Annotated in this window: 26 protein-coding genes and 5 tRNA genes; 22 read left to right on the top strand and 9 right to left on the bottom strand. The window is 70.7% G+C overall.

All coding sequences use genetic code 11. From position 1 onward, the window contains the following. Positions 1-72: 72 nt before the first annotated feature. From ACFC96_RS18560 to ACFC96_RS18540, 5 genes are all read left to right on the top strand, one after another. Positions 73-144, top strand: a tRNA-Gln gene (locus ACFC96_RS18560). Positions 145-185: 41 nt separating this feature from the next. Next, positions 186-258: transfer RNA gene (locus tag ACFC96_RS18555), tRNA-Glu, on the top strand. A gap of 62 nt (positions 259-320) precedes the next feature. Beyond that, positions 321-393 (top strand) — tRNA-Glu (locus ACFC96_RS18550). 30 nt (positions 394-423) lie between these two features. After that, positions 424-495: transfer RNA gene (locus ACFC96_RS18545), tRNA-Gln, on the top strand. A 28-nt stretch (positions 496-523) separates the two neighbouring features. After that, a tRNA-Glu gene (locus tag ACFC96_RS18540) sits at positions 524-596 on the top strand. 152 nt (positions 597-748) lie between these two features. On the opposite strand, the gene ndgR is transcribed toward ACFC96_RS18540, so the two are convergent. Continuing rightward, positions 749-1,465 (bottom strand): IclR family transcriptional regulator NdgR, encoded by a 717-nt coding sequence (gene ndgR, locus ACFC96_RS18535; protein ID WP_100595026.1) that lies wholly within the window; start codon positions 1,463-1,465, stop codon positions 749-751. A gap of 185 nt (positions 1,466-1,650) precedes the next feature. On the opposite strand from ndgR, the gene leuC reads away from it, so the two are divergent. The 4 genes from leuC (at position 1,651) to ACFC96_RS18515 (ending at position 4,988) form a co-directional block, all read left to right on the top strand. Further along, positions 1,651-3,081 carry a 3-isopropylmalate dehydratase large subunit gene (gene leuC / locus ACFC96_RS18530; protein WP_376259228.1) on the top strand — a complete coding sequence of 477 codons (1,431 nt, stop codon included), beginning with the start codon at positions 1,651-1,653 and terminating at the stop codon, positions 3,079-3,081. A gap of 6 nt (positions 3,082-3,087) precedes the next feature. After that, complete coding sequence (gene leuD / locus ACFC96_RS18525; RefSeq protein ID WP_376259226.1) at positions 3,088-3,681, top strand: 3-isopropylmalate dehydratase small subunit; 594 nt, start codon at positions 3,088-3,090, stop codon at positions 3,679-3,681. A 269-nt stretch (positions 3,682-3,950) separates the two neighbouring features. Continuing rightward, entirely contained in the window at positions 3,951-4,181 is a 231-nt protein-coding gene (locus ACFC96_RS18520) for a hypothetical protein (RefSeq protein ID WP_266559656.1), read from the top strand. A 138-nt stretch (positions 4,182-4,319) separates the two neighbouring features. Continuing rightward, positions 4,320-4,988: an HU family DNA-binding protein gene (locus ACFC96_RS18515; RefSeq protein ID WP_376259224.1), complete on the top strand. Its 669-nt coding sequence runs from the start codon at positions 4,320-4,322 to the stop codon at positions 4,986-4,988. Between the two features lie 95 nt (positions 4,989-5,083). Here the strand turns inward: ACFC96_RS18515 and ACFC96_RS18510 are convergent, their stop codons facing one another. Together ACFC96_RS18510 and cofC are read right to left on the bottom strand one after the other, a co-directional pair. Next, positions 5,084-5,287 (bottom strand): hypothetical protein, encoded by a 204-nt coding sequence (locus ACFC96_RS18510; RefSeq protein WP_376259223.1) that lies wholly within the window; start codon positions 5,285-5,287, stop codon positions 5,084-5,086. Between the two features lie 13 nt (positions 5,288-5,300). Further along, positions 5,301-5,936, bottom strand: coding sequence for a 2-phospho-L-lactate guanylyltransferase (gene cofC, locus ACFC96_RS18505; protein ID WP_376259221.1), 636 nt, complete (start codon positions 5,934-5,936; stop codon positions 5,301-5,303). Between the two features lie 164 nt (positions 5,937-6,100). Between cofC and ACFC96_RS18500 the strand changes: the two genes are divergently transcribed. The 3 genes from ACFC96_RS18500 to ACFC96_RS18490 are packed head-to-tail and all read left to right on the top strand — an operon-like array spanning position 6,101 to position 9,122. Continuing rightward, on the top strand, positions 6,101-6,901 hold the full coding sequence (locus ACFC96_RS18500; protein WP_376259219.1) for a lysophospholipid acyltransferase family protein: 801 nt from the start codon (positions 6,101-6,103) through the stop codon (positions 6,899-6,901). After that, positions 6,898-7,908 carry an NAD(P)H-dependent glycerol-3-phosphate dehydrogenase gene (locus ACFC96_RS18495; protein WP_376613150.1) on the top strand — a complete coding sequence of 337 codons (1,011 nt, stop codon included), beginning with the start codon at positions 6,898-6,900 and terminating at the stop codon, positions 7,906-7,908. Before ACFC96_RS18500 ends, ACFC96_RS18495 begins: the two co-directional genes overlap by 4 nt. Positions 7,909-7,964: 56 nt before the next feature. Continuing rightward, positions 7,965-9,122, top strand: coding sequence for a D-alanine--D-alanine ligase family protein (locus ACFC96_RS18490; RefSeq protein WP_376259216.1), 1,158 nt, complete (start codon positions 7,965-7,967; stop codon positions 9,120-9,122). A 26-nt stretch (positions 9,123-9,148) separates the two neighbouring features. On the opposite strand, the gene ACFC96_RS18485 is transcribed toward ACFC96_RS18490, so the two are convergent. Both ACFC96_RS18485 and ACFC96_RS18480 read right to left on the bottom strand, forming a co-directional pair. Further along, positions 9,149-9,640 carry a DUF3515 domain-containing protein gene (locus ACFC96_RS18485; RefSeq protein WP_266559633.1) on the bottom strand — a complete coding sequence of 164 codons (492 nt, stop codon included), beginning with the start codon at positions 9,638-9,640 and terminating at the stop codon, positions 9,149-9,151. A 20-nt stretch (positions 9,641-9,660) separates the two neighbouring features. Continuing rightward, a complete protein-coding gene (locus tag ACFC96_RS18480) occupies positions 9,661-9,894 on the bottom strand; it encodes an Lrp/AsnC family transcriptional regulator (protein ID WP_016642988.1) in 234 nt (77 codons plus the stop codon). A gap of 224 nt (positions 9,895-10,118) precedes the next feature. Between ACFC96_RS18480 and ACFC96_RS18475 the strand changes: the two genes are divergently transcribed. After that, the gene (locus tag ACFC96_RS18475) at positions 10,119-11,084 is read left to right on the top strand and encodes a thiamine-phosphate kinase (protein ID WP_376259214.1); all 966 of its coding nucleotides are present in this window, start codon (positions 10,119-10,121) and stop codon (positions 11,082-11,084) included. A gap of 5 nt (positions 11,085-11,089) precedes the next feature. Here ACFC96_RS18475 and ACFC96_RS18470 read toward each other — a convergent pair whose 3' ends face one another. The 3 genes from ACFC96_RS18470 to rpmB all read right to left on the bottom strand — a co-directional run bounded on the left by ACFC96_RS18470 (position 11,090) and on the right by rpmB (position 15,794). Next, on the bottom strand, positions 11,090-12,346 hold the full coding sequence (locus ACFC96_RS18470; protein ID WP_376613148.1) for an FAD-dependent monooxygenase: 1,257 nt from the start codon (positions 12,344-12,346) through the stop codon (positions 11,090-11,092). Positions 12,347-12,381: 35 nt separating this feature from the next. Then, positions 12,382-15,402, bottom strand: a complete 3,021-nt coding sequence (locus ACFC96_RS18465) for a BTAD domain-containing putative transcriptional regulator (RefSeq protein WP_376613146.1) — start codon at positions 15,400-15,402, stop codon at positions 12,382-12,384. 206 nt (positions 15,403-15,608) lie between these two features. After that, entirely contained in the window at positions 15,609-15,794 is a 186-nt protein-coding gene (rpmB, locus tag ACFC96_RS18460) for a 50S ribosomal protein L28 (RefSeq protein WP_003951095.1), read from the bottom strand. Positions 15,795-16,041: 247 nt separating this feature from the next. Here rpmB and ACFC96_RS18455 point away from each other — a divergent pair, with 247 nt between their 5' ends. The 9 genes from ACFC96_RS18455 to mutM all read left to right on the top strand — a co-directional run bounded on the left by ACFC96_RS18455 (position 16,042) and on the right by mutM (position 25,204). Continuing rightward, the gene (locus tag ACFC96_RS18455; protein ID WP_376613144.1) at positions 16,042-17,703 is read left to right on the top strand and encodes a DAK2 domain-containing protein; all 1,662 of its coding nucleotides are present in this window, start codon (positions 16,042-16,044) and stop codon (positions 17,701-17,703) included. Between the two features lie 234 nt (positions 17,704-17,937). Next, positions 17,938-20,151 carry an ATP-dependent DNA helicase RecG gene (gene recG, locus ACFC96_RS18450; protein WP_376613142.1) on the top strand — a complete coding sequence of 738 codons (2,214 nt, stop codon included), beginning with the start codon at positions 17,938-17,940 and terminating at the stop codon, positions 20,149-20,151. A gap of 60 nt (positions 20,152-20,211) precedes the next feature. Continuing rightward, complete coding sequence (gene rsmD, locus ACFC96_RS18445) at positions 20,212-20,814, top strand: 16S rRNA (guanine(966)-N(2))-methyltransferase RsmD (RefSeq protein WP_116509421.1); 603 nt, start codon at positions 20,212-20,214, stop codon at positions 20,812-20,814. 26 nt (positions 20,815-20,840) lie between these two features. Further along, positions 20,841-21,320 carry a pantetheine-phosphate adenylyltransferase gene (gene coaD / locus ACFC96_RS18440; protein WP_227300596.1) on the top strand — a complete coding sequence of 160 codons (480 nt, stop codon included), beginning with the start codon at positions 20,841-20,843 and terminating at the stop codon, positions 21,318-21,320. Between the two features lie 73 nt (positions 21,321-21,393). After that, positions 21,394-22,455, top strand: a complete 1,062-nt coding sequence (locus ACFC96_RS18435; RefSeq protein ID WP_376613140.1) for an ATP synthase F0 subunit B — start codon at positions 21,394-21,396, stop codon at positions 22,453-22,455. Between the two features lie 153 nt (positions 22,456-22,608). After that, positions 22,609-23,244 carry a DUF177 domain-containing protein gene (locus ACFC96_RS18430; RefSeq protein WP_376259435.1) on the top strand — a complete coding sequence of 212 codons (636 nt, stop codon included), beginning with the start codon at positions 22,609-22,611 and terminating at the stop codon, positions 23,242-23,244. A 2-nt stretch (positions 23,245-23,246) separates the two neighbouring features. Next, on the top strand, positions 23,247-23,420 hold the full coding sequence (gene rpmF / locus ACFC96_RS18425) for a 50S ribosomal protein L32 (RefSeq protein WP_006139588.1): 174 nt from the start codon (positions 23,247-23,249) through the stop codon (positions 23,418-23,420). Between the two features lie 19 nt (positions 23,421-23,439). Next, entirely contained in the window at positions 23,440-24,240 is an 801-nt protein-coding gene (rnc, locus tag ACFC96_RS18420) for a ribonuclease III (RefSeq protein WP_376259200.1), read from the top strand. 97 nt (positions 24,241-24,337) lie between these two features. Then, a complete protein-coding gene (mutM, locus tag ACFC96_RS18415) occupies positions 24,338-25,204 on the top strand; it encodes a bifunctional DNA-formamidopyrimidine glycosylase/DNA-(apurinic or apyrimidinic site) lyase (protein ID WP_376259199.1) in 867 nt (288 codons plus the stop codon). On the opposite strand, the gene ACFC96_RS18410 is transcribed toward mutM, so the two are convergent. After that, entirely contained in the window at positions 25,171-25,563 is a 393-nt protein-coding gene (locus ACFC96_RS18410) for a winged helix-turn-helix transcriptional regulator (RefSeq protein WP_376613139.1), read from the bottom strand. The two genes, mutM and ACFC96_RS18410, sit on opposite strands and share 34 nt — an antisense overlap. Between the last annotated feature and the right edge of the window lie 7 nt (positions 25,564-25,570).

The following is a 25,570-nucleotide window of genomic DNA, read 5'->3' as shown; positions in this document are numbered from 1 at the left end:
AGGGAAACGGGCCGACAGGCCGGACCCGAAAGCGTAAATCAAACAGAACCCTCGCAAGGGGTTGCTTTTTGATGGCCTATGGTGTAATTGGCAGCACGACGGTTTCTGGTTCCGTTAGTCTAGGTTCGAGTCCTGGTAGGCCAGCTCGCAGAGCTTATCTGCATCGCGGATTCCAGATCCGCAAAGCCCCCGTTGTGTAGCGGCCTAGCACGCTGCCCTCTCAAGGCAGTAGCGCCGGTTCGAATCCGGTCGGGGGTACAGATCCTTCCCAGGGGGACAGTCCGGGTCGCACCCGCTGTTTTTCATGCAGGATCGCTAGGGCCCCCGTTGTGTAGCGGCCTAGCACGCCGCCCTCTCAAGGCGGTAGCGCCGGTTCGAATCCGGTCGGGGGTACTGATCGGGCCATCCAGGCCTGGATCGCATTGGGCTATGGTGTAATTGGCAACACGACGGTTTCTGGTTCCGTTGTTCTAGGTTCGAGTCCTGGTAGCCCAGCTGGATCGCGTGGCAACACAAGATCCTTGCCCCCGTTGTGTAGCGGCCTAGCACGCCGCCCTCTCAAGGCGGTAGCGCCGGTTCGAATCCGGTCGGGGGTACAACACGACAAGAGGCCCTCCCCAGCAGGGGAGGGCCTCTTCGCGTTGCCCGGAGCGCGTGGCCGTGACATGTCGCCGAGGTCTCAACTCGGGCCGGTCGCTGCGGCGTTGAAGCGACCGGCCCGAGGGGGACGGTGTGTGGTGGGAGAGGGTCAGCCGGTGCGGCGAAGGGCCTCGGAGAGGCGGCCCGCCGCGTCGATGACGGCCTGCGCGTGCATGCGGCCCGGGTGGCGCGTCAGGCGCTCGATCGGTCCGGAGACCGAGACCGCCGCGACGACACGGTTCGAGGGGCCGCGCACCGGCGCGGAGACGGACGCGACGCCCGGCTCCCGCTCGCCGATCGACTGGGCCCAGCCGCGGCGCCGTACGCCCGACAGGGCCGTCGCCGTGAAGCGGGCGCCCTGGAGGCCGCGGTGGAGGCGCTCGGGCTCCTCCCAGGCCATCAGGATCTGCGCCGACGAGCCCGCCTTCATCGTGAGCGTGGAACCCACGGGGACGGTGTCCCTGAGGCCCGAGAGGCGCTCGGCGGCCGCGACGCAGATGCGCATGTCGCCCTGCCGGCGATAGAGCTGCGCGCTCTCGCCCGTCACGTCACGGAGGTGGGTGAGCACCGGGCCCGCCGTGGCGAGCAGGCGGTCCTCGCCCGCCGCCGCGGCCAGCTCGGCCATGCGCGGGCCGAGGATGAATCGGCCCTGCATGTCACGCGCCACCATGCGGTGGTGTTCCAGTGCCACGGCGAGACGGTGTGCCGTGGGTCTTGCCAGTCCGGTCGCCGCGACCAGTCCCGCGAGGGTGGCCGGACCGGACTCCAGGGCGCTGAGAACAAGGGCCGCCTTGTCCAGAACGCCGACGCCGCTAGAGTTGTCCATGCGTCGATACTCGCGTCTCACTCTGTGAAACGCAAGTTCAATTTCCCGTGAAACTTGACACCCTGTACTTACAGCGGCCCGCAGACCAACGGGCCGGGACGTCCACGTCCGGTACGAGGGGTACGGACGTCGGCGACCACGATCTCTAGTTGGGCCGGCTCACGATGCCGGCCGGAGGGAAAGCGATGGGTAGGACACTCGCGGAGAAGGTCTGGGACGACCACGTCGTCCGGCGCGCCGAGGGCGAGCCCGACCTCCTCTTCATCGATCTGCACCTGCTGCACGAGGTGACCAGCCCGCAGGCCTTCGACGGCCTGCGTCAGACCGGTCGCCAGGTGCGGCGCCTCGACCTCACCATCGCGACCGAGGATCACAACACCCCGACCCTCGACATCGACAAGCCGATCGCGGACCCGGTCTCGCGCGCCCAGCTGGAGACGCTGCGCAAGAACTGTGCCGACTTCGGTGTGCGCCTGCACTCGCTGGGTGATGTCGAGCAGGGCGTCGTGCATGTCGTCGGCCCGCAGCTGGGCCTGACCCAGCCGGGCACCACGGTCGTCTGCGGTGACTCCCACACGTCCACGCACGGCGCGTTCGGCGCGCTGGCCTTCGGTATCGGCACCTCCCAGGTCGAGCACGTCCTGGCGACCCAGACGCTGCCGCTGGCCCGCCCGCGCACGATGGCCATCACCGTCGACGGCGAGCTGCCCGACGGCGTCACCGCCAAGGACCTGATCCTCGCGATCATCGCGAAGATCGGTACGGGCGGCGGCCAGGGCTACATCCTGGAGTACCGCGGCTCCGCCATCGAGAAGCTCTCGATGGAAGCCCGCATGACCATCTGCAACATGTCGATCGAGGCCGGTGCCCGCGCGGGCATGATCGCCCCCGACGAGACCACCTTCGCCTACCTGGAGGGCCGCGCACACGCCCCCAAGGGCGAGGACTGGGACGCCGCGGTGGCGTACTGGAAGACGCTGAAGTCGGACGACGACGCGGAATTCGACGCCGAGGTCGTCATCGACGCCGCCGCGCTGTCGCCGTTCGTCACCTGGGGCACCAACCCCGGCCAGGGTTCGCCCCTGTCGTCGCAGGTCCCCGACCCTGCTTCGTACGAGGACGCTTCGGAGCGCCTCGCCGCCGAAAAGGCCCTGGAATACATGGGGTTGACCGCCGGGCAGCCGCTGCGCGACATCAAGGTCGACACCGTCTTCGTAGGTTCGTGCACCAACGGCCGCATCGAGGACCTGCGCGCCGCCGCCGAGATCGTCGGGGGCCGCAAAGTCGCCGACGGCGTACGGATGCTGGTCGTTCCCGGCTCCGCGCGGGTGGGTCTGCAGGCCGTCTCCGAGGGCCTGGACAAGGTCTTCAAGGAGGCCGGCGCCGAATGGCGGCACGCGGGCTGCTCGATGTGTCTGGGCATGAACCCCGACCAACTCGCCCCCGGCGAGCGCTCCGCGTCCACCTCGAACCGCAACTTCGAGGGACGGCAGGGCAAGGGTGGCCGTACGCACCTGGTCTCGCCCCAGGTCGCCGCCGCCACCGCCGTGCTTGGCCGCCTGGCCTCTCCGGCCGACCTGTCCGACACTGACGCCCGTACGCCCGCTGGAGTCTGATCAGCCATGGAAGCATTCACCACGCACACCGGCCGGGCCGTCCCGCTGCGCCGCAGCAACGTCGACACCGACCAGATCATCCCCGCCCACTGGCTCAAGAAGGTCACCAGGGACGGTTTCGAGGACGGGCTCTTCGAGGCCTGGCGCAAGGACCCCGAGTTCGTGCTGAACAAGGCCGAACGCGAGGGCGCCACGGTCCTGGTGGCAGGTCCCGACTTCGGCACCGGATCCTCCCGTGAGCACGCGGTGTGGGCGCTGCAGAACTACGGCTTCAAGGCCGTCATCTCCTCGCGGTTCGCCGACATCTTCCGCGGCAACTCGCTCAAGAACGGCCTGCTCACGGTGGTGCTCGACCAGAAGGTCGTGGACGCGCTCCAGAACCTGGTGGAGAACGACCCCCAGGCCGAGATCACGGTCGACCTCGAGGCGCGTGAAGTACGGGCCGAGGGCGTCACCGCCGCCTTCGAACTCGACGAGAACGCGCGCTGGCGGCTGCTGAACGGCCTGGACGACATCAGCATCACGCTCCAGAACGAGGCCGACATCGCGGAGTACGAGTCCAAGCGTCCCGCGTTCAAGCCGCAGACCGTGCAGATCTGAACTCTGCAAGGCTGATTCCGGCCATCGCAACAAGCCTCTGTACCCCCAATCGTGGACGGTTGGGGGTACAGCTGTGTCCGGCCCCGGAACGCTCCCCAAGTGCCGTTCCGGAGCTCTCAACTCCCTGTGTTTTCAAGGGTGTTCACCGGGTACGCGCGCCTTGGTGCGCCCCTGCGCGCAGGTCTCTCGAAGGGGCCCAGGAGGCCCGCCAGGGACGGCAGTTACCCCCTGCGGAGGCGACAACTCGCCCCAGATGGCACAATCTGTGCATGGAACACGACGGCCAACTCCAGCTCTATGCGGCGGTCGCGGACCAACTCAAGGAAGCGCACTCCAGGGTGCGCGCACTGCAAGTCCCGGAGGGCGTACGGATGGCGCTGACCCGGAAGCTGCTGGTCATTACGGCCGCGGCCAAGCACGATCTCGCCGATGCGGCAAGGCGACTGGACCGATTCATGGTGGACCTCGACGAGGGCCGATTCTCACAAGAGGACCACTGAAGAACTTCGCGACAGCCCGAGTTCGTTGCGGCACAAGGGTGATTAGCCCGTTTCGTGTTTGATTTGCGGTATATATCTGCCTAACGTGCGAAAAAGCCGGACCGGATACGTTCCGGCAATGTCTCCGAAGGGGAAGACGTGAACAAGGCGCAGCTCGTAGAAGCGATTGCCGACAAGGTCGGCGGCCGTCAGCAGGCCGCGGACGCCGTCGACGCGGTCCTGGACGCCATCGTCCGTGCCGTCGTCAGCGGGGACCGGGTCTCGGTCACCGGCTTCGGCTCGTTCGAGAAGGTCGACCGCCCCGCCCGCTACGCCCGTAACCCGCAGACGGGTGAGCGCGTACGGGTCAAGAAGACCTCCGTTCCGCGTTTCCGTGCCGGTCAGGGCTTCAAGGACCTCGTCGCGGGTTCGAAGAAGCTCCCGCGTGGTGGGGAGGTCGCGGTCAAGAAGGCGCCCAAGGGCAGCCTGACCGGCGGCGCCGCGGCGACGGTCAAGAAGGCCGCGGCCAAGAAGGCCACGACCGCCAAGAAGGCGACGGCGAAGAAGACCACCGCCAAGAAGGCCACCGCCAAGAAGACGACGGCGAAGAAGACCACGGCGACGGCGAAGAAGGCCACCGCCAAGAAGACCACCGCCACGGCGAAGAAGGCCACCGCGAAGAAGGCCGCCCCGGCGAAGACCGCCGCGAAGAAGGCCACCGCGAAGAAGACGGCGCCCGCCAAGAAGGCCACGGCCAAGAAGGCGCCCGCCAAGAAGTCCACTGCGCGCAAGACGACCGCCAAGAAGACCACCGCCCGCAAGAAGTAGGGCGACGGCCTCAAGGGCCCCTCACGCGCCGGGCCGGGCTCCCCTCGGGGAGCCCGGCCCGCGGTGTGTGCGCGAAAGCCCGGTGCGGCGCAGGCTCAGAGCGTCTGCAGCGTCACCAGCGTGATGCGCCGGTCCTCGCCCTCACCCTCGACCTCGATACGGACCCGCTGCCCGGGGCGCAGCAGCCGGAGGCCGCCCGCGTCGAACGCCGGGCCGTCGAACGGCACGGGGGTGCCGTCGTCGAGCAGCACGCTGCCGGAGCGGGAGTCGGGGTCGTATGTGTACGCGGTCGCCTGCATACAGCCAGCGTACTCAGTCCGGGATCAGCAGCCCGGCGGCCGCCCCCGCCGTGCGCGGGCCGACGCCGAGCGACAGCGCCACCCGCAGGTCCTCGCCGGTGTCCACGTCCTGGCGTACGGAGTCGACGCCCGTCAGCGGGAGTTCCACCGCGCCGGACGCGGCATGACGGGCGCGGGACGCGGTGCCGAATGCGGGACGCAATTGAGTACCGCAACCCGCACTGAGAAGTGTGGTCCCGATTCCCGCCGCATCGGGGAGAAATGCGCGGGGAAATAGCGCGGCCTCCGCGAGAACCCGGGACAATTCCGCCGACCGCAGGGCCGGCAGATCGGCGTTGAGCGCCGCCACCGCCGCGTCCGGGCGCCGGGCCCGCGCCGCCGCCGCACCGTGCGCCAGGGCGGCGTTCAGGCCCGCCCCCGGCGCATCGGGGACGATCAGGGCGCCCAGGGCGGCCAGCTCCCTCCCGGCGAGCGCGTCGTCCGTGACTACCACCACATCCCGTACCCCGGCCGAGGCGGTCGCGGCGGCCACGGTGTCCTGCGCGAACGCCAGCGCGAGCCCGGGGCGCACCCCGTCACCCGCGGTGGGCGCCAGCCTGCTCTTGGCCCGCACCAGGGGTTTCAGCGGTATCACGAGGGTCCACTGCACGTGAGGTCCGTCCCTTCGGGTCGCGCTCATTGTGGCCCGGCGCATGAGGTGGGCATAAACGCGCGGGCGTACGGTGTTCTCGACAGACCGGCGGCCCGGGGCGACACTTGTGCGGCCGACCAGGTCCGAGAGGGCCTTCACGGTCCATAGAGGAAGGTGTCCGAGTGTCCCGCCGCAGAATCGGCTTCTGGTACCGCCTGGCGGCGGTCATCGCTAAACCGCCGCTCGTGGTTCTGATCAAGCGGGACTGGCGCGGAATGGAGAACATTCCGGCTGACGGCGGCTTTATCACCGCGGTGAACCACAATTCGCATCTTGATCCGTTCGCGTACGCGCACTTCCAGTACAACACCGGACGCGTTCCGCGATTCCTCGCCAAGCACGGGCTCTTCAAGAAGGGGTTCATCGGGGCCGTCATGCGCGGCACCGGGCAGATCCCCGTCTACCGCGAGACCACGAATGCGCTCAGCGCGTTCCGTGCCGCCATCGACGCCGTCGAGCGCGGGGAGTGCGTCGCCTTCTACCCCGAGGGCACCCTCACCCGCGATCCGGACCTGTGGCCCATGACCGCCAAGACGGGCGTCGCGCGCGTGGCACTGCAGACCAAGTGCCCCGTCATTCCCGTCGCCCAGTGGGGCGCCAACCTCGTGCTCGCGCCGTACGCGAAGAAGCCCGACCTGCTGCCGCGCAAGACGCACCACGTCCTCGCCGGACCGCCGGTCGACCTGGAGCGCTTCTACGACAGGGAGATGACCCCGGAACTCCTCAAGGAGGCCACCGAGGTCATCATGACGGCGATCACCGGACTGCTCGGTGAACTGCGCGGCGAGCAGCCGCCGCAGCGGCGTTACGACCCCCGTGAGGCGCGCATCGCGCAGCGCCGCAAGGCCGCCGACGTCAACGCCCTTACGGAGCAGGCCGGTTCGGCCGCCGTCCAGCACGGAAGTCCTGAGGAGAGCAAGTGACCCCACCCGTCAAGGCGGCCGTCTTCGGAACCGGCTCCTGGGGTACGGCCTTTGCCATGGTGCTCGCCGACGCGGGGTGCGACGTCACCCTGTGGGCACGCAGGCCCGAACTGGCCGAAGCGGTCAACTCCACGCGCAAGAACCCCGATTACCTCCCCGGCGTCGAACTTCCCGCCAACGTCAGGGCGACGACCGACGCCGCCGGGGCCGCGGACGGCGCCGAGTTCACGGTGCTCGCCGTGCCCTCGCAGACGCTGCGCGCCAACCTCGCCGAGTGGACGCCGCTGCTCGCGCCCGGCACGGTCCTCGTCTCCCTCATGAAGGGCGTCGAACTCGGCTCCGCCATGCGGATGAGCGAGGTCATCGAGGACGTCACCAAGGTCGGCGAGGACCGCATCGCGATCGTCACGGGCCCCAACCTCGCCCGCGAGATCGCCGCCCGGATGCCCGCCGCCGCCGTCGTCGCCTCCCGTGACGAATCGGTTGCGCAGCGCCTCCAGACCGCCTGCCACACGCCGTACTTCCGGCCGTACACGAACACCGACGTGATCGGCTGCGAGCTCGGCGGAGCCGTGAAGAACGTCATCGGGCTCGCCGTCGGCATCGCCGACGGCATGGGCCTCGGCGACAACGCGAAGGGTTCGCTCATCACGCGCGGCCTCGCCGAGACCACCCGGCTCGGCCTCGCGATGGGCGCCGACCCGCTCACCTTCTCCGGGCTCGCGGGCCTCGGCGACCTCGTCGCCACCTGCTCCTCGCCCCTGTCGCGCAACCACACCTTCGGCACGAACCTGGGCAAGGGCATGACCCTCCAGGAGACCATCGCGGTCACCAAGCAGACCGCCGAGGGCGTCAAGTCCTGCGAGTCGGTGCTCGACCTGGCGCGCCGGCACGGCGTCGACATGCCGATCACCGAGACCGTCGTCGGCATCGTGCACGAGGGGAAGCCCCCGGTCGTCGCCCTGAAGGAGCTCATGTCACGCAGCGCCAAGGCCGAACGGCGCTGACGCGGGCGTCGCCGGACGCTGACTCCGCTGCTACCAGCAGGTACGCTCAACGCGATATGAGCAGCGAGAACCTTCCCCAGAGCAGCCGCCCGTCGGGCCAGAAGCCCCGTGTGGCCGTCGTCTTCGGCGGTCGCAGCTCCGAGCACGGCGTGTCCGTCGTCACCGCAGGCGCCGTGCTGCGGGCCATCGACCGCACCAAGTACGACGTGCTGCCGATCGGCATCACGCGGGAGGGGCGTTGGGCGCTGACGGCCGACGATCCCGAGCGGATGGCCATCACCGACCGCAAGGTGCCGGACGTCGCCGAGCTCGCCGAGTCCGCCGAGGGCGGGGTCGTGCTGCCCGTCGACCCGTCGAGCCGCGAGGTCGTCTACACGGAGCCCGGCTCCGTGCCCAAGGTCCTCGGCGACGTCGACGTCGTGTTCCCCGTCCTGCACGGCCCGTACGGCGAGGACGGCACCATCCAGGGCCTGCTCGACCTGTCCGGGACGCCGTACGTCGGCTGTGGCGTCCTGTCCTCGGCCGTCGGCCAGGACAAGGACTACATGAAGCGGGTGTTCACCTCGTTCGGGCTGAAGGTCGGCCCCTACCTGGTGATCCGGCCGCGCGAGTGGGAGAACGACCGCGAGGGCGCGCGGCGCCGCATCGCGGACTTCGTCGGCGAGCAGGGCTGGCCGCTGTTCATCAAGCCCGCGCGCGCGGGCTCGTCGATCGGCATCACCAAGGTCGACTCCTTCGAAGGTCTCGACGAGGCGATCGAGGAGGCCCGCAGCCACGACCCGAAGATCATCGTGGAGGCGGCGCTCGTCGGCCGCGAGATCGAGTGCGGAGTCCTGGAGTTCGAGGACGGGCCGCGCGCGAGCGTGCCGGCCGAGATCCCGCCGGTCCAGGCCCACGACTTCTACGACTTCGAGGCCAAGTACATCGACTCGGCGTCCGGCATCGTGCCCGCGCCGCTCACCGACGAGCAGACGGCCGAGGTGCAGCGGCTCGCGGTCGAGGCGTTCGACGCGGCGTCCTGCGAGGGCCTCGTGCGCGCCGACTTCTTCCTCACCGAGGACGGCGAGTTCGTGATCAACGAGATCAACACGCTGCCCGGCTTCACCCCGATCTCCATGTACCCGCGGATGTGGCAGGAGAGCGGCGTGAGCTACCAGGAGCTGGTGGACCGCCTCATCGAGGCGGCGCTGAACCGGTCGACGGGGCTGCGCTAGTCACGTAGCGATCCGATCCGCGCACGTCAGTCGGCGATCCCTTCGGGGATCGCCTTCTTGACGGGCCCGGCGAAGTCGACCAGGGGCGAGGCCCCCTCGGCGGCCAGCTCCTTGGGCAGGGTGACCTCCACGTAGGCGACCCGCAGCGTCGTCGTGAGCACCTGCGTGCCGTCGTCCCGCTTCTCGTACGCCCAGCCCACGCCGTTCACCTTCACCGGCAGAGCCTGGGGGTCGTCCATCAGCGCGGGCCGTGCGACACCGCAGCGCAGTATGATCGCCGGATCTCCCCACCCCGCGGTCAGCTCGGACCGCGGAGAGGGGTCGTTCCTTCCGTGCCCGTCCACCGTGTCCGGAAGCCTTTTGTGCAGGTTCCGGCAGAGGTCCGTGACCTTGGCGTCAGGGGTGGGAACCGCTGCGTGTGCCGTGTCGTCTGCCGAGGAGCAGCCCGAGACGGCGAGCAGCAGGGCCAGGGCGGGGAGCCCGGTGGCAAGGCGGGGCCGGTGACGGAAGAAGTTCACCGGCCAAGGTTAGACGGGGGCTACAAGTGCACGACCGGGCAGGTCAGGGTGCGGGTGATGCCGTCCACTTGCTGGACCTTGGCGACCACCATGCGGCCCAGCTCGTCGACTGTGTCGGCCTGTGCGCGCACGATGACGTCGTAGGGACCTGTCACGTCCTCGGCCTGGATCACCCCCGGGATCTTGCCGATCAGCTCGGCTACGGTCGACGCCTTGCCGACTTCGGTCTGAATCAGGATGTACGCCTGTACCACGGAACCTCCAGGGCGGCCACGAGGATCATGTGGGGAGAAGAGACGCCACGGTATCGCGTCGCCGCTCGCCGCGGGGAGACCCGCGGTGACTGTGGCGTACACACTGCGACTGAAGGGCGGCGGGCACCGGTCCACGCGACGGTCCCGCCCACGACAATGACCGTACCGATGACAGAGACGGCTCGCGACCGCAAGCGGACCGGGGCAGAAGGGGTAGTACGCGCATGAAGGGCACCGTCGGCGAGCTGGGCGAGTTCGGGCTCATCCGAGAGCTCACCTCCCGGCTCACCACCACCCCGGCCGTACGACTGGGCCCGGGCGACGACGCGGCCGTGGTGGCCGCGCCGGACCGCAGGGTCGTCGTCAGCACGGACGTCCTCCTCGAAGGGCGGCACTTCCGCCGCGACTGGTCCACGGCCTACGACGTCGGGCGCAAGGCGGCCGCGCAGAACCTCGCGGACATCGCCGCCATGGGCGCCGTACCGACCGCGCTCCTGCTCGGCCTCGTGGTCCCCGCCGAACTCCCGGCCAGCTGGCCGAACGAGCTGATGGACGGTCTGCGCGACGAGTGCCAGGTCGCGGGCGCCGCCGTCGTCGGAGGCGATGTCGTGCGCGGCGACACCATCACCGTCGCGATCACCGCGCTCGGCGACATGCGCAACCACGAGCCGGTCACGCGCGCCGGCGCACAGCCCGGCGACGTCGTCGCGGTGACCGGCTGGCTCGGCTGGTCCGCGGCCGGGCACGCGGTCCTCTCGCGCGGCTTCCGCTCGCCCCGCGCCTTCGTCGAGGCCCACCGCCGGCCCGAGCCGCCGTACCACGCGGGCCCCGCGGCCGCCGGGCTCGGCGCCACCGCCATGTGCGACGTCAGCGACGGCCTCATCGCCGACCTGGGGCACATCGCGGAGGCCAGCAAGGTCCGTATCGACATCAAGTCCGGCAAGGTCGACGTGCCTTCGCAGATGAACGACATCGGGCAGGCCGTCGGCGTCGACCCGATCCAGTGGGTGCTCACCGGGGGAGAGGACCACGCGATCGTGGCCACGTTTCCGCCGGACGTGAAGCTGCCCGCCCGCTGGAAGGTGATCGGCGAGGTCCTCAACCCCTCGGCGCTGCCCCAGGTGACGGTCGACGGCGCCCCGTGGACGAACAAGGGCGGCTGGGACCACTTCGGGGACGTGGAGGCCTGACGGGCTCACCGGTCGCGTACCGCCGCGGCCGGTGCGTCCAGCAGGGCCGGGTAGTCCTTCAGATCGAGCGCGGTCGCTGCCTTCTCCGTCAGGCGCTTGAAGAACCCGGCCATCAGGCGGGAGCTGAGCAACCGGTACATCCGGTCGCGGCTGCGGATCTTGCGCTCGGTGGGCGGGGCGAAGAACGGGCCCGCGTTGCCCGAGATCTTCTGGCAGCCCTTCGCGAAGTCCCCGATCTGCGCCTCGTAGGCGGCGAACGCGGTGCGGTGATCGCCGCCGGCCAGGGCCAGTTCACCCGCCAGGACGTACGCGCCGACGATCGCGACGCCGGTGCCCATGCCGCCCATCGTGGCGCCGTACCCGGCGTCGCCGAGCAGGACCACGCGGCCCTCGCTGAGCCGGTCGACGTGGATCTGCGCGATGGCGTCGAAGTACAGGTCGTCCGCGTCCTCCAGCGCCTCGAGGACCCGCGGTGCCTCCCAGCCCATCCCCGCGAACCGCTCCGCGAGGATCCGCTTCTGCTGGTCCACGTCCCTGCGGTCGTGGTCGAGACGCTCGGAGCGGAACACCAGGAGCGCGCCCGCGCGGTCCGGGTCACCGTCGTAGTTGCCGACGCAGACCGCCCGGCCCGGGTCGCTGTACAGCCGGCCGGTGCGGTCGAGGCCCAGGTGGTTGGGGATCCCGAAGCCGGCCACGTAGTGGTCGAGGAACCGCAGGTAGCGGGACTCGTCGCCGAACACGAGGCGGCGGGTGGGGGAGTGCAGTCCGTCGGCGGCCACGACGAGGTCGAAGCGGCGGGGTGCCGCGCGCTCGAAGGTGACGTCGACCCCGCGGTCACCCTCGGCCAGGGTGGCGATCGAGTCCCCGAAGACGTACTCCACCCTGTCCCTGCCGTGCTCGTACAGGATGTGGGCGAGGTCGCCGCGGAAGATCTCCACGTCGCCGCTCATCAGCTCCGCCGGCAGATCGACGCGCGGGGTGCCGTCGGCGTCGACGACCGTCTGGCGGCCCATGCGGGTCTGGCGCGCGTGGATGTCGTCGTGGATGCCGAGGGCGGTCAGGACCGTGCGGTGCACCCGGCCGCGGAAGTCGACCGCGAATCCGCCCTCGCGCAGGGCGGCGGCCTTCTCGACGACGGTGACGCGGGCTCCGTGGAGGGACAGGGCGAGGGCGACGGCGGGGCCGGCGACGCTGGCGCCGGAGACGAGGACATCGAGGTGGGACAGCCGGGTCGACGCGTACGGGGTGTGTGAGTTCTTCATGTCCCCGAGCCTCGCGGGCGGCCCTGACCACTCGCTTACCGTCCGCTGACCGCCGCTGACCGCATCGTCCGGCCCTCCTCGTACGCCTTCTCGTACGTCTCCGGAGCGAGCGCCGCACGGACCCGCGCCTCCACGGGGGCGACGTCCGGGTCCCCGGCGAGCGCGACCCCGCGCAGGCCCGCACCGGCCCCGAGCAGCACCGCGGCCTCGCGCGGATCCTGCGCCACGGAGGCCAACGCCTCGGCCGCATCGGCGAGTTCGAGGACGCGCGTGGGCCCCTCGCAGAGCGCGATGCCCTGCTCGAACCAGTCGCGCGCCTCGTCGGGCCGTGACGCGGCGAGCGCGACGCGGCCCAGACCGATGAGGGTCCGCACGGTCTCGCCGACGCTGAACCAGTTCGCCGCGCACAGTTCGAGAGCTGCTTCGTAGTGCACGCGCGCGTGCTCCGTGTCCCCGCCGATCCGGGCCACATCGCCGAGCCCGCGCCGCGCGCTCGCCACCTTGTCGGGAACGGCCGCCGTGCGGGCCATCGCGGCCGACCGCGTGAAGTGGTCGGCCGAGTCCGGGAGTCGGCCCTGGTGGAGCAGGACGTACGCGCGCCGGTGCAGCAGATCGGCGGTCTCCTCCGGGGCTTCGAGCGCGGCCACGTGCGCGAGACCCTCGTCGAGCAGAGCCAGGGCCCGTTCCCGATCACCCCGCCAGTCGGCGAACATGCCCAGCGGATCCAGGCAGTTGGCCATGCCCCACCGGTCGCCGGTCGCCCGGAAGCCGGCGAGCGCCCGCTCGAAATGCTCCTCCGACGTGGCGGGCCGCCCCGCGAACCACTCCTGGAAGCCCAGGCCGACATCGAGCAGCGCGAGCCCCCAGGGCGCTTCGCCGACCTGCCGGCGCACCCGCTCCTGCACGGCGTACTGCGGCCCGTACGTCACCGACCACAGGACCACCACGAACGGCCGCCGCAGCGCGTGCTCCCGGGACGCGAGCACGGCCTCCGCGCGGGCCAGGCGCTGCGGTTCGCGCGGGTCGCTCCCGTCGCCCGCGACCGTGTTGATCACACACAGGACGTACTCCTCGGCAAGGTCCTCCGGCGGCTCGTCCCCGAGCGCCGCGAGCAGTTCGCGGGCCAGCGGCACATGCGCGCCGTGCAGCCCGCGCAGCCGCCAGAACCAGGACAGGTCCGCCATCAGCCGCAGTGCCGCGCGCGGGTCCGCGCCCACGAGATGACGCAGGGCCGCCGACAGGTTGTCCCGCTCGGCCCCGAGCGTGGCCAGCCGCGGCAGCTGCCCGCCGCCGCGCAGATACGGCTCGGCCTGCGCCGCCAGCCCCCGGAAGTACGCGGCGTGCGCGTCCCGCAGCCGCGACAGCTCGCCCTCGTCGGCCAGGTGCTCCGCGCAGAACGCGCGGATCGTCTGCAGCATCCGGTAGCGCCCACCGGTCGCTTCCAGGAAGGACTTCTCCGTGAGCGAGGCCAGCAGGTCCTCCGGGTACGGCACCCCGCACACCGCCTCGACCGCGGCGAGCGTCGCGCCCCCGGACGACCCTCCGGCGAACACGGCCATCCGCCGCGCGAGATCCCGTTCCTCCTCGTCGAGCAGCTCCCAGCTCCACTCGACGACCGCGCGCAGCGTGCGGTGCCGGGGCGCCTTGGTGCGGTCGCCGCGGGACAGCAGCCGGAAGCGGTCGCCGAGGCGGTCGGCGAGCTCGTCCACCGTGAGAGTGCGCAGCCTGGCCGCGGCGAGTTCGATCGCCAGCGGCAGCCCGTCGAGGGCCTCGCAGATCGCGTGAACGGCCTCCACGCGCGCGTGCAGATCGGCGTCGGGCCGTACGGCGGCCGCCCGGTCCATGAACAGACGCGCCGCGGGTCCGGCCGCGAGGGGCGGCACGGGGCACAGCGCCTCACCGGTGATGCCGAGCGCCTCCCGGCTCGTGGCAAGGATCCGCAGCCCGGGACACGCGCCGAGGAGCACGCCGGCGGTGCGGGCCGCGTCGTCTACGAGGTGCTCGCAGTTGTCGAGCACGAGCAGCACCTCGCGCCCCTCCAGCGCGTCGATCAGCCGCTCGACCGGATCCCCCTGCGACCCTCGGAACCCCTCACGCACCCCGAGCGCCACGAGCAGCGCGTACGGCACCTGCTCCCCGCCGGCGAGGGGCGCCAGCTCGGCCCAGCACACGTCGGCCCTGTCCCGCGCGGCCTCGGCCGCGAGCCGGGTCTTGCCCGCCCCGCCCGGACCCGTCAGCGTCACGAGCCGCGCCCCGGCGAGCAGGGCGTCGATCCGCGACAGCTCGTCGGTCCGTCCGACGAACCGGGTCAGCTGCGCCGGAACGCCCCGTCCGCGCGCGGGTTCCCGCCCCCGCAGGAGTTCCCGGTGCAGCGCGGAGAGCTCCGCCGACGGATCGGCCCCCAGCTCGTCGGCGAGGACGCGCCGCACCTCCTCGTACACGGCGAGCGCCTCGGCGGGCCGCCCGTCCGCGTGGAGGGCGCGCATCAGCTGACCGTAGAGGCGTTCGCCGAGGGGGTGGGCGGAGATGAGCTCCCGCAGCTCGGGGACGAGACCGCCGGCCGACCCGAGCGCGAGTTCCGCCTCGATGCGGGTCTGGGCGGCGGTGAGCCTGATCTCGTCGAGACGGCCGGGGAAGGTGGCAGGCAGGTCGGCGAGCGCGGGACCGCGCCAGAGCCCGAGTGCCTCCCCGAGGAGTGCGGATGCCCGGGAAGGGTCCCCGGCGGTGAGCGCCCGCTCGCCCTCGGCGGCCAGCCGCTCGAAACGGTGCACGTCCACGTCGTCCGGGCCGACGGACAGCCGGTAGCCCGCGGGGGTGGCCTCGATGTCGAGGGAGAGCCGCTTGCGCAGCCGTGAGACCTGCGACTGGAGGGCGTTCGCGGCGCCGGCCGGCGGCTCGTCCCCGTACAGGCCGTCGATCAGGCGCTCCGCCGGAACGGTCCGGCCCGCCTGAAGGAGCAGCAGCGTCAGCAACGCCCGCGGGCGCGGACCGCCGGGATCCATTGGGGTGCCGTCGGGGGCGCGTACGTCCAGAGGGCCGAGGATGCCGAAGCGCATTGGTCAGATTGTGGCAGGGGGCGGGGCGAGCGTCCCGGGTCTGTGCGGTGCTCCGCGGACTCCGCCCTGCATGAAACAGCATCAAATGGCGTGAGAACAGCATGGAAGCCGCAGGGAAGCCACATGGAAACGGCATGAAAAAGGACCGGCCCCCGAGGGGACCGGTCCTTCAAGCAACCAGCTAGGTGGCCGCGCTACGCGTTACGTCAGCGCGAGACCTTGCCGGCCTTGATGCACGAGGTGCAGACGTTGAGCCGCTTCGGCGTCCGCCCGACCACTGCACGCACACGCTGGATGTTCGGGTTCCAGCGACGGGACGTACGGCGGTGCGAGTGCGAAATGTTGTTGCCGAAGCTCGGCCCCTTGCCGCAGACGTCGCAGTTGGCAGCCACGGGTCACTCCAAGACTTCAGATGCACTTACGGTTGATCCCGGCATGCCGGGATCGGATCGGAGGATCTGAGTGGCGGTGCCAGGGGAAGGCCCGATGGATATCGGGCAACCGGAGCAGCATACAACGGCTGCTTCGGTAGAACGAAACTACCATGGTTGCCCCGGTTGCCGTCCCGGGCCCTCTTCCGGAGGCACCCCCTCCGGGGTCTACGCTGCGATGCCAGTTCGGCTGCTCTAGGAGGCGCAGGTGCCGCAGGTGCTCGACGTCCACGCGGTGCGCGCCTGGTGCGCACTGGCCCTGGAGGCGCTCGGGCGGGACCGCGAGGAGATCGACGCGATCAATGTCTATCCCGTCGCGGACGGGGACACAGGCACCAATCTGTACCTGACCGTCGAGTCCGCGGTACAGGCGGTGGAAGCGGTCTTCACGGGCCTCGAACCCGCACCGCCCGCGCTGCCCGACGTCGTCCACGCGATGGCTCACGGAGCTCTGATAGGGGCCCGCGGAAACTCCGGAACGATCCTCGCGCAGCTCCTGCGCGGTATGGCCCAGGTCCTCGCCGGCGACGCCGGCGGTGAGGCGGATCACAGCGAAGGCGCCGACGGGGACACCCTGCGGCGCGCACTGCGCCGAGCCGCCGAGTCGGCCCGGGAGGCGGTCGCCCACCCCGTCGAGGGCACGGTCCTGACGGTGGCCGCCGCCGCCGCCGACACCGCCGACGGTCACCCGGGAGACTGCGGTGACGTGGCCCGCGCCGCGTACGACGGTGCCCGTGCCGCGCTCGACGCGACGCCGGGACAGCTCGCGGTCCTGGGGCGCGCGGGTGTCGTGGACGCGGGCGGGCGCGGGCTCGTGGCCGTGCTCGGTGCGCTGACGCAGGCACTCTCGGGCGACCCGGTGGCACCTCCGGCCGGCCGGGGCGTGCACCACGCGCGCGTGCCCGCCGAGCCGTCGCTGGACTGCGCGGACGGCGAAGGGCCCGCCTTCGAGGTCATCTACCTCCTGGAGGCCGACGACCGGGCCGTGGCACGGCTGCGGACCCGGCTCGACGGCCTCGGCGACTCCCTCGTGGTCGTCGGCGGCGACGGACTGTGGAACGTCCATGTGCACGTCGACGACGCGGGCGCCGCCGTCGAGGCGGGCGTCGAGGCCGGCCGCCCGTACCGCATCCGCATCACGCACTTCGCCGTCGGTGACGCCCATATGACGCACCCCACGTCCGGCTCCGCGCCGACCGGGGAACCCGCCCAGCGTGCGATCGTCGCCGTCGTCCCCGGAGAGGGGCTCGCCGGTCTGTACAGCGAGGCGGGCGCCACCGTCGTACCCGAGCGACCCGGCGAGGTGCCCGGCAGCGGTGAACTGGTCGAGGCGATCCGGCGGGCGCACGCGCGCGAAGTGGTGCTCCTGCCGAACGACGCCGAGCTGCGTCACACCGCGGCGGCAGCGGCCGAGCAGGCCCGCACCGAAGGCGTGCGGGTCGCCCTCATCCCCACCCGGTCCGCGATCCAGGGCATCGCCGCGCTCGCCGTCCACGAGAAGGAGCGCCGCTTCGACGAGGACGTCGTCGCGATGACGTCGGCGGCCGGCGCGACCCGCTACGCCGAACTGGCCGTCGCCGAGCGGCAGTCGTGGACGATGGCCGGCATCTGCCAGGCCGGGGACTACCTCGGTCTCATCGACGGGGACGTCGCCGTGATCGGCGAAGAGGTGACGCGGACGGCCCGCACGACCCTCGACAGGATGCTGGCCGCGGGCGGCGAGATGGTCACCCTCGTCCTCGGCGACGAGGTGCCCGACGAGATCGCCGACCGGCTCGAACAGCACGTACGCGAGACGTACCTGGCCGTCGACACCGTGGTCTACCGGGGCGGACGGAACTCCGCGCTCATGCTCATCGGCGTCGAATGAGGTCGTCGGGAAAGCGTTCACGTCTCGACGAGCCTGAGACGTCAGTGGCGTGATGTGCGGTTGACTCCGCCGTGCGCAGACGCGACCGCTTCTCACCCGTCCGCTGACGCGGATGCATGACGGACGAGCCCTGTCCGGTGCCTGAAGGGCACGCCGTGACTCCGGCGTTCTGCCGACGCCCGACGTCGCGGATCGCGGGATCGCCGGCCGCCGATGTCAGAGCCATGGTGTGAAATGAATTCCGTGCCCGCGCTCGAAGAACCGCTGAAGAAAGCGCTCGGTCCCGCCACCGCGAAGGTGATGGCCGAGCACCTGGACCTGCACACGGTGGGTGATCTGCTCCACCACTATCCGCGCAGATACGCGGAGCGCGGCGAGCTCACCCGCCTCGCCGACCTGCCCCTCGACGAGCACGTCACCGTGGTCGCCCAGGTCGCGAGCGCCCGCATCCTGAAGTTCAACGGAGGCACCGGCCAGCGCCTCGAAGTGACCATCACGGACGGCAGCGGCCAGCTCCAGCTGGTCTTCTTCGGCCGGGGCATCCACAAGCCGCACAAGGACCTCCTGCCCGGCACGCGCGCGATGTTCGCGGGCAAGGCCTCCGTCTTCAACCGCAAGATGCAGCTCGCGCACCCGGCGTACGAGCTGCTGCGGGCCGACGCTCTGGACGCCGGCGAGGCCGACGAGGCGATCGGCTCCTGGGCCGGCGCCCTCATCCCGATCTACCCGGCCACGGCCAAGCTGGAGTCGTGGAAGATCGCCAAGGCCGTCGACATGGTGCTGCCCAGCGCCCAGGAGGCACTCGACCCCCTGCCGGACTCGCTGCGTGAGGGCCGCGGCCTCGTCCCGCTGCCCGAAGCACTCCTGAAGGTCCACCGGCCCCACACGAAGGCGGACATCGCCGACGCCCGCGCCCGCCTCAAGTGGGACGAGGCGTTCGTCCTCCAAGTCGCCCTCGCCAGGCGGAGGTTCGCCGACGCGCAGCTGCCCGCCGTGGCCCGCGTCCCCCGCGGCGACGGCCTGCTCACGGCGTTCGACGCGAAGCTCCCCTTCACCCTCACCGACGGCCAGCAGAAGGTCTCCAAGGAGATCTTCGACGGCCTCGCCACCGAACACCCGATGCACCGCCTGCTCCAGGGAGAGGTCGGTTCCGGGAAGACGATGGTCGCCCTGCGCGCCATGCTCGCCGTCGTCGACGCGGGCGGACAGGCCGCGATGCTCGCGCCGACGGAGGTCCTCGCCCAGCAGCACCACCGCTCCATCACCGAGATGATGGGCGAGCTCGCCGAGGGTGGGATGCTCGGGGGCGCCGAGCACTCCACCAAGGTCGTCCTGCTCACCGGTTCCATGGGCGTCGCGGCCCGACGCCAGGCCCTGCTCGACCTCGTCACGGGTGACGCGGGCATCGTCATCGGGACGCACGCCCTGATCGAGGACAAGGTCCAGTTCCACGACCTGGGACTGGTCGTCGTAGACGAGCAGCACCGCTTCGGCGTCGAGCAGCGCGACGCCCTGCGCGGCAAGGGCAAGCAGCCCCCGCACCTGCTGGTCATGACGGCCACCCCCATTCCCCGTACGGTCGCGATGACGGTCTTCGGCGACCTGGAGACCTCCGTCCTCGATCAGCTGCCCGCCGGGCGCTCGCCGATCGCCACCCACGTCGTGCCCGCCGCCGACAAGCCGCACTTCCTCGCGCGCGCCTGGGAGCGCGTACGCGAGGAAGTGGAGAACGGGCATCAGGCGTACGTCGTCTGCCCCCGCATCGGAGACGAGGAGGAGCAGGGCAAGAAGGGCAAGGGCAAGAAGGAGTCTCCCGAGGACGCGGCGGAGAAGCGGCCTCCGCTCGCCGTCCTCGAGGTCGCGGAGGAGCTGGCCCACGGCGCCCTGCGCGGGCTGAAGGTGGAGGTTCTGCACGGCAGGATGCAGCCCGACGACAAGGACGCCGTGATGCGCCGCTTCGCCGCGGGCGAGACGGACGTCCTGGTCGCGACCACGGTCATCGAGGTCGGTGTGAACGTGCCGAACGCCACAGCCATGGTGATCATGGACGCCGACCGTTTCGGCGTCTCCCAGCTCCATCAGCTGCGCGGCCGCGTCGGCCGTGGCTCGGCGGCCGGCCTGTGTCTCCTGGTCAGCGAGATGCCGGAGGCGAGCCCCGCGCGCGCCCGTCTCGGCGCCGTCGCCGCCACGCTCGACGGGTTCGAGCTCTCCCGTATCGACCTGGAGCAGCGCCGCGAGGGCGACGTCCTCGGCCAGGCCCAGTCCGGTGTGCGCTCGTCCCTGCGCATGCTCGCCGTCATCGAGGACGAGGAGATCATCGCCGAGGCCCGGCAGGAGGCGACGGCCGTCGTCGCCGGCGACCCGGACCTGGAGCACCTGCCGGGCCTGCGTACGGCCCTGGACGCGCTCCTGGACGAGGAGCGCGAGCAGTACCTCGACAAGGGCTGACAAACTGGAGGTCCTCACCACCTCACACGTCTCTTCAGCCCCTTCTCCACTAGGACTCAGATGACCCGCGTGATCGCCGGCCGGGCCGGCGGACGTCGCCTGTCCGTCCCGCCGGGCAACGGCACCCGCCCCACCTCCGACCGGGCGCGCGAAGCCCTCTTCTCCACCTGGCAGTCGCTGCTCGGCGGCGGCCCGCTGGACGGCGAGCGCGTGCTCGACCTGTACGGCGGCTCGGGCGCCGTGGGTCTGGAGGCGCTGTCGCGCGGCGCGGGACACGCGCTCCTGGTGGAGGCCGACGCCCGCGCGGTCCGCACCATCCGCGAGAACGTGAAGTCCCTCGGCCTCCCCGGCGCCGAGGTCAGAGCGGGCAAAGCGGAACAGATCGTCCGGGGCCCGGCCCCCGCCACCCCGTACGACCTGGTCTTTCTCGACCCTCCGTATGTCGTCCCGGACGACGATCTTCGGGAGATTCTGCTCACACTCGCTTCTGGGGGCTGGCTCGCGGACGAAGCGCTCGTCACCGTGGAGCGAAGCACCAGGGGCGGTGTTTTCCCGTGGCCGGACGGATTCGAGGCACTGAGGTCCCGTCGCTACGGCGAGGGAACGTTTTGGTACGGTCGCGCCGCCCTGAAGAGCACCGTCACGTGCGAGGAAGCACCGTGACCGGACCGGAGAGCGAGGGACTCACGTTGCGCCGCGCCGTCTGTCCGGGGTCGTTCGACCCCATCACCAATGGCCACCTCGACATCATCGGCCGAGCGTCCAAGCTGTACGACGTCGTGCACGTCGCGGTGATGATCAACCAGTCGAAGAAGGGCCTCTTCGAGATCGAGGAGCGGATCGAGCTGATCCGCGAGGTCACCGCGGAGTTCGGCAACGTCGAGGTCGAGTCGTTCCACGGACTGCTCGTCGACTTCTGCAAGCAGCGCGACATCCCGGCCATCGTGAAGGGCCTGCGCGCCGTCAGCGACTTCGACTACGAGCTGCAGATGGCGCAGATGAACAACGGCCTCACGGGCGTGGAGACCCTCTTCGTCCCCACCAACCCGACGTACAGCTTCCTCTCCTCGTCCCTGGTGAAGGAGGTCGCGGCCTGGGGCGGCGACGTCTCCCACCTGGTGCCGCCGGCGGTCTTCGAGGCGCTCACCCAGCGCCTCCCCAAGAAGTGACATCCGGGCGCCAGTTGGCCGTACAGTCGTTCCGTCCGTCTCCAACACCCCTGTAGAGAGTGGCGAGCACACGGTGGACGTCCAGAAGAAGCTCGACGAGATCGTCGCCGCGGTCGGCAGTGCCCGGTCCATGCCCATGTCGGCGTCGTGCGTGGTCAATCGCGCCGACCTGCTCGCGATGCTCGAAGAGGTGCGCCAGGCGCTGCCCGGCTCCCTCGCGCAGGCCGAGGAGCTGATCGGCGGACGCGCGCAGATGGTCGAGCAGGCCCGCCAGGAGGCCGAGCGGATCATCGAGACGGCGCACGCCGAGCGCGGTTCGCTGATCTCCGACACCGAGGTCGCGCGCCGCTCGCAGGACGAGGGGGAGCGGATCCTCGCCGAGGCCCGCAAGGAGGCCGAGGAGATCCGCGCGGAGGCCGACGACTACGTCGACTCCAAGCTCGCCAACTTCGAGGTCGTCCTCACCAAGACCCTCGGCTCCGTGGGCCGCGGCCGCGAGAAGCTCCTCGGCACCGGCCCGGGCGTCGACGACCAGGGCTACGAGGACGAGGACGCCCCCGAGCGCAGCCACGACCCCGAGACCCTGCGCCGTGACGCCGACGCGTACGTCGACGTGAAGCTCGGTGCCTTCGAGGCGGTCCTGGCCAAGACCCTGGAGGCGGTCGGCCGCGGCCGGCACACGCTCCAGGGCCGGGTCGCCAGTGACGAGCTCGGCACTCTCGGCGACGACACGGGCGCCCAGCACACCAGTGACGCCGACTACCTCGCCGGCCTCGCCGAGATCGGCAACGCCCCCGCCGAGCCGGAGCGGGAGATCCCCCAGGCCCCGCAGATCCCGGCTCAGCAGCCGGTGTACGCCCAGCAGCAGGACCCGCAGCAGGACGTGTACGGCTACCAGCAGCAGCCCTACGGCCAGCAGGATCCGTACGCGGTGTACCAGCAGGACCCGTACGCGTACCAGCAGCAGGACCCGTACGCCTACCAGCAGCACCAGCAGCAGGGCTACGACCAGGCCCAGGCGGGCTATGCGCAGCCGCAGGTGGCGCACGAGGCGGCGGCGCTCGACGAGACCAGCCTCTTCGACACGAGCATGATCAGCACGGAGCAGCTGAGGCAGTACGAACAGGGGCGCTGACTCCGGATTGGGCCGTGAGCGAAAGGTCCAGTATCCTGGTTCTTCGGTCGCGCGTACGTCCGCGATCACAGCTGCCCGGGTTCATTTCGGGACAGCGATCCCCTTGAGCAGCTTGAACAACCTGAGCATCGAAGACCGAAAGCAGGACCGGCCCTGAGCACGCACCTCGACCACCGCAACCCTCTCGTGTTCGATACGCACGAGCTGGGACGGCGTCCTGGTGCCCAGCAGCGCCTGACCCGCACGGTCGACGCCCCCAAGGACTTCGGTATCGAAGGGGTCATCGGAGTGCCGGAAGGCGCGCCGGTGGAGCTCGAGGTCCGCCTCGAGTCGGTCATGGAAGGGGTGCTTGTCACAGGCACCGCCCGTGCATCGGCTCAGGGGGAGTGCGTAAGGTGTCTGGAGCCGCTCGGCCTCGAGGTCGACGCGGACTTCCAGGAGATGTTCTCGTACCCTGACGCCGACGACCGGGGCCGCACCGCGGAACCGGCCGACGACGCCGAGGAAGACGAGGACATGCTCTTTCTCGAGGACGGCATGTTCGACCTCGAGCCTGTGCTGCGTGATGCGGTGGTGCTCGCACTGCCGATGCAGCCGGTGTGCCAGGACGACTGCCCGGGTCTGTGCTCCCAGTGCGGAGCTCGGCTCGCGGACGATCCGGACCACCACCACGACGCCGTCGACATCCGTTGGGCGGCACTGCAGGGACTCGCCGGGACCATCCAGGACGGCGAGAAGGACGAGATGAGCGGCGCCGAAGCTGGCGTCGACGAGAAGCAGGAGAAGTAGCCGTGGCTGTTCCGAAGCGGAAGATGTCGCGCAGCAACACGCGCCACCGCCGGTCGCAGTGGAAGGCTGCGGTCCCCACCCTGGTTGCGTGCGAGCGCTGCCACGAGCCCAAGCTGCAGCACATCGCGTGCCCGGCTTGCGGCACTTACAACAAGCGCCAGGTCCTCGAGGTCTGAGCGGCTGGTGAGAGGCGCAATGTCTGAGTCGAACAAGACGGACAATGCCTCGTCCCACACGCTTCTGGAAGGGCGGCTCGGGTACAAGCTCGAGTCCGCCCTTCTGGTGCGTGCACTGACCCACCGTTCGTACGCGTACGAGAACGGCGGTCTCCCGACGAACGAGCGGCTCGAGTTCCTCGGGGACTCCGTGCTCGGTCTCGTCGTCACGGACACGCTGTACACCACCCACCCCGACCTGCCCGAAGGCCAGCTGGCCAAGCTGCGGGCCGCGGTGGTCAATTCGCGTGCACTTGCGGAGGTCAGCCGTGGGCTCGACCTGGGTTCCTTCATCCGGCTCGGCCGGGGCGAAGAGGGCACGGGCGGCCGGGACAAGGCGTCCATCCTCGCCGACACGCTTGAAGCGGTGATCGGCGCCGTCTATCTCGACCAGGGTCTGGACGCGGCGGGCGAACTCGTCCACCGTCTCTTCGATCCCCTGATCGAGAAGTCCTCGAATCTGGGTGCGGGCCTGGACTGGAAGACCAGTCTCCAGGAGCTCACCGCGACCGAAGGGCTCGGCGTTCCCGAGTACCTGGTCTCGGAGACCGGCCCCGACCACGAGAAGACCTTTACTGCTGCCGCCCGCGTCGGAGGCGTCTCGTACGGCACCGGCACCGGCCGCAGCAAGAAGGAAGCGGAGCAGCAGGCCGCTGAATCGGCATGGCGCGCGATCCGCGCGGCTGCCGACGAGCGCGCCGAGGCGGCGAAGACGGCTGACGTCGTCGAGGCCGCCGCGGCAGCCGAGGGGAACGCCGACTCCTCCTCGGCGTCTGCCTGACGCCCGCATCCGAACTGTCCGGTGCCGACCGTCCTGAGGGGCGGTCGGCACCGTTCGTTTCGTTCCAGAGCTTCCAGAGCCCTCACAAGGAGACACCGTGCCCGAGCTGCCCGAGGTCGAGGTCGTACGGCGCGGACTCGAGCGCTGGGTCGCCCACCGCACCGTCGCCGACGTGGAGGTCCTGCACCCGCGTGCCGTGCGCCGTCACATCGGGGGCGGCGAGGACTTCGCGAACCGGCTGAAGGACCAGCGCATCGGCGTACCCGAGCGGCGCGGGAAGTATCTGTGGCTTCCGCTGGAGCCGACGGGCGGCGCGATCCTCGCACACCTCGGCATGAGCGGACAGCTCCTGGTGCAGCCGGCCGAGGCGCCGGACGAGAAGCATCTGCGCATCCGCGTCCGCTTCGCCGACGAGCTGGGTACGGAGCTGCGCTTCATCGACCAGCGCACCTTCGGCGGCCTCTCGCTGCACGAGACGGGCCCCGACGGGCTGCCGGACGTCATCGCGCACATCGCGCGCGACCCGCTGGACCCGAAGTTCGACGACGAGGCGTTCCACGAGGCGCTGCGCAGGCGCCGTACGACCATCAAGCGGGCCCTGCTCGACCAGTCCCTGATCAGTGGCGTCGGCAACATCTACGCGGACGAGGCGCTGTGGCGCTCGCGGCTCCACTACGAGCGGCCGACCACCGGCTTCACGCGCCCGCGCACGGCCGAACTCCTGGGCCACGTACGGGACGTGATGAACGCGGCCCTCGCCGTCGGAGGCACCAGCTTCGACAGCCTCTACGTGAATGTGAACGGCGAGTCCGGCTACTTCGACCGCTCGCTCGACGCCTACGGGCGCGAGGGCGAGCCCTGCCGACGCTGCGGCACGATCATTCGCCGGCGTCCCTGGATGAACCGCTCCAGCTACTTCTGCCCGCGCTGTCAGCGTCCGCCGCGCGCCCCGTCCGCGTCGTAACGGCAGCGCGAGGCGAGCACGTCGTCCATCCGGCCCTCGACGAACTGGATGAGGGCCAGCAGCCGTTCGGAGATCTCGCGCCCGAGCGGCGTCAGCTCGTAGTCCACGCGCGGCGGGTTGGTCGGCTGCGCCTCGCGGTGCACGAGGCCGTCGCGCTCCAGCGCGTGCAGGGTCTGCGACAGCATCTTCTCGCTCACGCCGTCCACCCGGCGCCGCAGCTCGTTGAAGCGGAAGCTGCCCTCGTGCAGCGCCCCGAGCGTGAGCGCACCCCAGCGGCCCGTCACGTGCTCGAGCGTGCCGCGGGACGGGCACTGCCGGGAGAACACGTCGTACGCGAGATCGCCGTCGCTCGATTCCATGCGGCAA

Origin of the sequence: Streptomyces sp. NPDC055955, from assembly GCF_042270245.1 — a bacterium.
GTDB lineage: Bacteria > Actinomycetota > Actinomycetes > Streptomycetales > Streptomycetaceae > Streptomyces.
This window is presented reverse-complemented; position numbering and strand designations above follow the sequence as displayed.